Source organism: Inquilinus sp. CA228 (genome assembly GCF_052078665.1).
Classification (GTDB): domain Bacteria; phylum Pseudomonadota; class Alphaproteobacteria; order DSM-16000; family Inquilinaceae; genus Inquilinus.
In genome coordinates, this window is sequence record NZ_JBQJIK010000154.1 from 1 (window position 1) to 5,902 (window position 5,902).

The 5,902-nt window shown below is 64.5% G+C and carries 4 protein-coding genes and 1 pseudogene; 2 read left to right on the plus strand and 3 right to left on the minus strand.

The features are described from left to right. Positions 1 to 393 (plus strand): autotransporter outer membrane beta-barrel domain-containing protein (locus ACTOWL_RS37440; protein WP_441326394.1); only part of this gene is annotated, 393 nt, incomplete at its 5' end. Here the strand turns inward: ACTOWL_RS37440 and ACTOWL_RS37445 are convergent. Both ACTOWL_RS37445 and ACTOWL_RS37450 read right to left on the minus strand, forming a co-directional pair. After that, the gene (locus ACTOWL_RS37445; RefSeq protein WP_441326395.1) at positions 381 to 977 is read right to left on the minus strand and encodes a MarR family winged helix-turn-helix transcriptional regulator; all 597 of its coding nucleotides are present in this window, start codon (positions 975 to 977) and stop codon (positions 381 to 383) included. The genes ACTOWL_RS37440 and ACTOWL_RS37445 overlap by 13 nt on opposite strands. A 39-nt stretch (positions 978 to 1,016) precedes the next feature. Further along, positions 1,017 to 2,954 carry an FAD-binding monooxygenase gene (locus ACTOWL_RS37450; RefSeq protein WP_441326396.1) on the minus strand — a complete coding sequence of 646 codons (1,938 nt, stop codon included), beginning with the start codon at positions 2,952 to 2,954 and terminating at the stop codon, positions 1,017 to 1,019. Between the two features lie 1,000 nt (positions 2,955 to 3,954). Here ACTOWL_RS37450 and ACTOWL_RS37455 point away from each other — a divergent pair. Then, on the plus strand, positions 3,955 to 5,781 hold the full coding sequence (locus ACTOWL_RS37455; protein WP_441326397.1) for a SpvB/TcaC N-terminal domain-containing protein: 1,827 nt from the start codon (positions 3,955 to 3,957) through the stop codon (positions 5,779 to 5,781). Between the two features lie 15 nt (positions 5,782 to 5,796). Here the strand turns inward: ACTOWL_RS37455 and ACTOWL_RS37460 are convergent. After that, positions 5,797 to 5,902, minus strand: a pseudogene (locus ACTOWL_RS37460) (IS5/IS1182 family transposase); the annotation flags it as partial.

A 5,902-nucleotide genomic window follows, 5' to 3' on the forward strand; every position in this document is an offset into this window, starting at 1 on the left:
TATGTGCACGGCAACAGCTACACCGAGACGGGGGCAGGCCCATTCGACCTTGCCGTCGAATCCGAGGGCGCCACGGCCTTCACGGCGATTCCCGCGGTGGAGGTGGGCCGGCGCATCCCCATCGGCGAGACCGCGGTGCTGCGCCCGTTCGCGAGCGCCGGCGTCGAGCTCAACGCCAGCGGCGACTGGGCGGCGACGGCGCGTTTTGCCGGCCAGCCGGGCAGCCGGGGCTTCCGCGCCACGACACCCATCCCGGACGTGCTGGGCAAGTTCACCGTCGGCGCCGAGGTGCTGAACAGCACGAACTGGGATTTCCGGCTCCAGTACAGCGCCGAGGTCGGCGACGGGTATGCCTCACATGCCGGCTTGGGGCGGCTGGGCTATCGGTTCTGAACCCCTGCACCGGACCCGTGGCGCGGGGCTGGAGACCGAACCAGAATTCGCGACGACCGGAGGTGGCGGCTGGCGGTTCTGCGTTGGCGCTGCGCAGCTGGTCTGCCATCAGTTGAAGGGGACATTCTGCACGACCGCAGGGGCGCCCGGCTGCGGTCGTTTCCCGCGCTGGCAATCTTACCCAGCAGGGCGACGAAATTCTCCCGCTCCTCCTGGGACAGGAATTCGACAATATCGTCCTGCACTCGATCCACCCACGGGCGTGCGAGGTCGAGGATTCTCACGCCCTCGGCGCTGAGCATCAGGACCCGAGCACGGCGATCGCTGGGGCTGACCTCCCGCAGCACAAAGCCCTTCTGCACCAGTCGGTCGACCACCCCGCCGATGGTGACGCGATCATAAGCGATCAGGCCGGCAAGCGTCTGCTGATCAAGGCCGGGACGATCCCTGAGGATGACCAGCGCCGCAAATTGTACCGAGGTCAGGTCCAGTCCCCCTTCGGCCATGCGGGCGGCGAAAAGCGAGACGGAGATCTGCTGCACACGGCGGATCAGATGGCCGGGCAGGGTGTCGAGATCGCTCATACCCATGACCCATGAGCTAACTTCAGAACCCCATTTCCGTCAGGCGCGAGCGGTCAATATCCGCGCGAAATAATCGGCAAGCTCGGCATGGGAGCCGAGCGGCAGCACCTGCCCCACATATTGGTCCGGACGAACCACCACCATGCAGCCTTGCTCGCGATCGATGCCGCGCGTCCGATAGATGTCGCCTGCCTTCGGATCGGCGCAAAAGGCTTTCTCATAATCGCGCAGACCGAACTGTCCCTTGCATGGCCATAGCAGCTCCGGCAGCGCATCCATCGACAGCGACTGATGCGGTTGCTGGAAGATGGCGCGAATGTCGAAGACCGCATCGTTGTCCACGCCGGCGGGGGTGTGACGGCGCACCGGCGAGACCGGATCGTGCGCGAGGAAATCGCATAGGCCGACCAGCGGCGAGCCCGGCGCCAATCCGTCCGTCCCGGCGAACAGGTAGATCCGCCAGCGGCCGTCAGCCTCCGCCACATGTCCCAGCTGCATGGGCTTGGCATCCGCCAGCCGGACGACCGGCGCAGAATGGAACCGCATGCCGACCACGAACCCTTCGGCCAGATGCTGATGCGTTCCCGTCCCAGTCAGGGTGGAGCGATCATAGTGCGTTGCAGTGCCCGCCGTGAAGCGCCCCTGCTTGATGAAATAGTGCTGGAATTCGGCCGGATCGACACCGTCCTCGTCGCCCTCGGTCTTCGGCCTGGCGCTGAACATCTCGGCAAACTCGCGGTCGAAATCGATCAATTCCTTGGCGATCCTCTGCCGTTCCGCTGAATAGCTGTGCAGCAACGCGGGCATCGCCAGACCTTCCAAGACGGCGGCCAGTTTCCACCCCAGATTGAACGCGTCCTGCATGGAGACGTTCATGCCCTGCCCTGCTTTCGGGCTATGGGTGTGACAGGCGTCGCCAGCGATGAAGACCCTCGGCTGGCGCGTTTCTTCCTGCCCGGCCGGTACGTCGTCGAACTTGTCGCAGAGCCGCTGCCCGATCTCATAGACCGACCACCAGGCCACCTGCTTCACGTCCAGCACATAGGGATCGAGGATGCGCTGCGCCGCCGCGATCAAATGGTCCTGGCTGATATGCTTCGCCGCGACCCGTTCATTCTCGCCCAGCTTGTCGAGTTCGATATAGAGCCGCACGAGATAGCCGCCCTCGCGCGGGATGATCAGGATGTTGCCGTCGTTCGGCGATTGAATCACGCTCTTCAGTCGAATGTCGGGGAAGTCGCTATAGGCCAGAACGTCCATCACGCCCCAGGCCTGATTGGCCGATTCCCCGTGCAATTCGCGCCCCATCGCCTTGCGGACGCCGCTTCGGGCGCCGTCGCAGCCCACGACATAGCGCGTCCGGACGGTTTCGATCCCGTCCTCGCCCGTCGCGTCGACCGATTGCAGGCGAACGGTCAGCGGTTCCGCGGGGTCATCGGGAACTGTGAGGCCGACCAGACGCAGGCCGTAATCGGGAACGAGGCGGCTCGGCGCATGGCGCATTCGCTCCAGATAAAAGTCATGCACCCGGGCCTGGTTCAGTATCACATGGGGAAATTCGGAAAGCCCCTCCTCGGTATCGGGGATACGCCCGTGGCGAACGATCTGCCGTGTCTCACTCCCGCCGGGCTTCCAGAAGGTGGTTTCATTGACCCAATAGGCTTCTTTCATCACCCGGTCGGCAAAGCCGAAGGCGTTGAACATCTCCATCGTGCGGCAGGCAATCCCGTCGGCCTGTCCCAGTGAAAGCGGCCCATCCTTCTGCTCGACGATGCGGGTGCGGATCGACGGGAAATGCGCCATCTGCGCGGCCAGGGTCAGCCCTGCGGGACCACAGCCGATGATCATCACATCGACGACATCCGCTTGCGGGTCGTTCGGGGCGGCTTCGAAAACCATGGGATCCCCGGAGCGGAAGCCGTTCAGGTGAAATTGCATGTTCGCGTCCTCTTCAACGCTACCGACCTTCTCAAGCATCGCATACGGCTCGGAGGAGATTTTATGTAGTATGCGTCCTATTCCAAAGTTTCAGTTGATGAAGCAGTATGGAGGATGCCGGATGCTTTACGCGATAGCTGACAGCCGACCCTGACTCCCGGCGACGCCGTTGCGCGAAAATGGCAGTTATCGCGCATTGGAAAGATTGTTGCGCGGCGCGAGAGGAGGGGGCCCGGTCCCGGATCGAGGCAGCTCTCCCGGCGGCAGCGCCGTCACAACAGCTGGGCGACTATTCAACACACGACAATTGGACGCCGCCCGCGGCGGATCGGCGAGCGGGTCCTGTAGCTGGATCGGGCTACAGCAGACGGACCGACCCCGGCACCTGGGCGACGCCGACCGGTCGACCGGCGAGCCGAGCTCCAGCACGTGGGTCCGCAACCGCAACGCCGCCGGCAGCGCCCGGGGCCATCCATCGGAGCCAACCAGCCTGCATCCCGTGCTGGCAAGGCATCGGTCGACGCTGTCCTCTGCTGCAACGTCTCCTCCCGCGCCTCGGATGAGGCGGGATCAGGCCTGGGATCCTGCCGCCAGGCCGACCGCCTGCGCCACTCGCGAGGTCGGCGTCACGACCCAAACTGGGGCATTGGGGCTTTGAATTGGCCGTGATCAGCGGGTTTCAGGAATATTTGCGGGGGAGGCTTGCGTACGATCCCGGACTCCGATTAACTTTTATTCATGTTAACCAGAAATTGGGCCGACTCGCCGCGATGAGGTGGGACCGCAGTCGGCAGTATCAGGATACAACCATAATTTCATGTGCATTGGCAGGTAGTGCCAAGCCCGGGGAGATTGTGATCGATGGAGTCAGTCCCAGACCAGTGAACGGGGAGCGCCATCGAGGCAGCAGTGCCGGTGGCCATTTCGCGGACAACCTTACATTTGGTGACTAGCGCGCAGCCGAGCCAAGCCGGCCTGAACCTGCCCTGAGAGCAGGGGACCCGGCGGGACGCGGCAGCGCAGGTGGGGGAGAGCGATGATGCGGGCGGACGTTCGGTTCTGGTCGGGTGCGGTTGTGCGCCCGGCCTGGGGCAGGGTGCGTGCGATTTCGGTGTCGATGCTGGTGCTGGCGGCGTTGGCGGGGGCACCGGTCGTCCGTGCCCAGGATGAAGCGCCTGCTCCGGAACCGGCCGGACCTGAAGCGTTGATCCCGTCCGACGGGGCGTCCGAGACGGACGCCCCGGCTTCGTCGGAATCCGAGACGGTCGAAGCCGAGCCTGAAGCCGCCACCGAGGAGCCGGCGGCCGCTGCGGTCGCAGTCGCCGCGGCGGCGGGGACGCCGTCGGACGACCCGGCCATGCAGATGCTGTCCTTGCCGGTGCTGGCAAACGCGCCGACGCCGGCGTCCTTCAACGGCAGCTACACCACGTCGGTGCCGATCCAGGTCCCCGAATTCCGGGGCCTCGAGCCGAAGCTGAGCCTCGTCTACGACTCCAGCCAGGGCATGAAGGCCGGCGGGTTTTATGCCGGCTTCGTCGGCTCCGGCTGGCGCTTGAGCGGGTTCCCGGACGTGGTCCGGGTGTCGCCGGTGAAGGGCGTCGCCAATCTCGACAGCTTGGATGTCTATCTGCTGGACGGGCAGGAGTTGATCCCCTGTGCGTCCCTTACATCCGCCTGGCGGGATTGGACGCCCAGTTGCAAGGCCGGCGGCACGCACGCCACCCGGATCGAAAGCTATCGCAGAATTACCCTCGTCGAGGATTGGCCATTCGACGATGTGCCCGACAACAACCGCTGGATGGTGCAGGACCCGGACGGCACAAAGTGGGTGTTCAGCAATGTGATCGAGGTGAAAGCGGCCTCAGAGGCGGCAGCCGCGACCGAGCCCTTGGCGGCCGGCAGCGCGACCGCCAGTTCGGCCGAGACCAATGCAGCGCTGGACGGATCCCCGGAGTCCCCACCGGTCGAGGAAGCCGAGCCGGAGAACTTGGTGGAGGCTGGGCCGGAGGTGGGAGTTGAGCCAGAGCCGGGCGTCGGCGATGACCCAACCTTGGCGGAGGTCCCGGAGGACCCGCCGGCCGGCGAGGAGGCCTGGGTGGTCGAGGACGACCTGGAGGTGCCGGACCAGACCGAGCCTGCCGACGAAGAGGCCAACATCACGGAGACACAGTCGGAGGAGGCCCAGGCTCTCCAGCCGGTCGCAGACGCAAGCACGCTGAGTGCTCTGGTTCCCAGCGATCGGTACCGGTGGCTGCTGACCTCCGTCACCGACACCAACGGCAACAAGGTCGAGTACAGCTACAAGTGCTCGGACATCCCGGTCTGCTGGCCGGACGCCGTGACCTACAACGGCATCAAGATCCAATTCCATCTAACCGCGGGCACGAACCAGACACGAGCCACCGGCAACGGGCTGGCCCATCTGAACCGGCGGTTGCAGCAGATCGATGTCTATACCCCTGACCACGTCCAGCGCTACTACACCCTGCAATACGAGACCAGCAAGACGACCGGCCTGGCGAGGCTGAACTCGGTCAAGCAGTTCGGGACCAGCGCAATTGCACCCGGCGACCTGAAGCCGCTGGAATGGCAGTTCAAATACGCCGACCCCAGCATCTGGTTTCAGTCCAACGTGTTCGAAGGCGGGGCGGTTTCACCGGATACGGAGGTGACCGCAACCTATGCAGACCTGAACGGCGATGCCCGGCAGGACGTGCTGGTCATAAGCGCGTGGCTGGAGAAGAAGGATCAGGATGATCCTGATGACGACGTCCGCCATTGCAGCCTCAGTGTCTACCTTTCGGCGCGCCAATGGGTCGGTTCGCAGTTGGTAGACAAGCTGATGGAAGCCCCCTCACCGCCTTAGAGTCTGTTTTGAAAATCAGGGATGAGTGTTTCGTCGGATGAGAATTCCGCCCATGGCGACGAGGATCATCGCGTGCGAGACGTCGATGCGCTTTTCGTAGTCGCGGACGAGGCGGCGCCAT

Coding starts and splice junctions, on each gene's coding strand:
- ACTOWL_RS37445 (WP_441326395.1), bottom strand. CDS start 977: ATGAGCGATCTCGACACCCTGCCCGGCCATCTGATCCGCCGTGTGCAG.
- ACTOWL_RS37450 (WP_441326396.1), bottom strand. CDS start 2,954: ATGCTTGAGAAGGTCGGTAGCGTTGAAGAGGACGCGAACATGCAATTT.
- ACTOWL_RS37455 (WP_441326397.1), top strand. CDS start 3,955: ATGCGGGCGGACGTTCGGTTCTGGTCGGGTGCGGTTGTGCGCCCGGCC.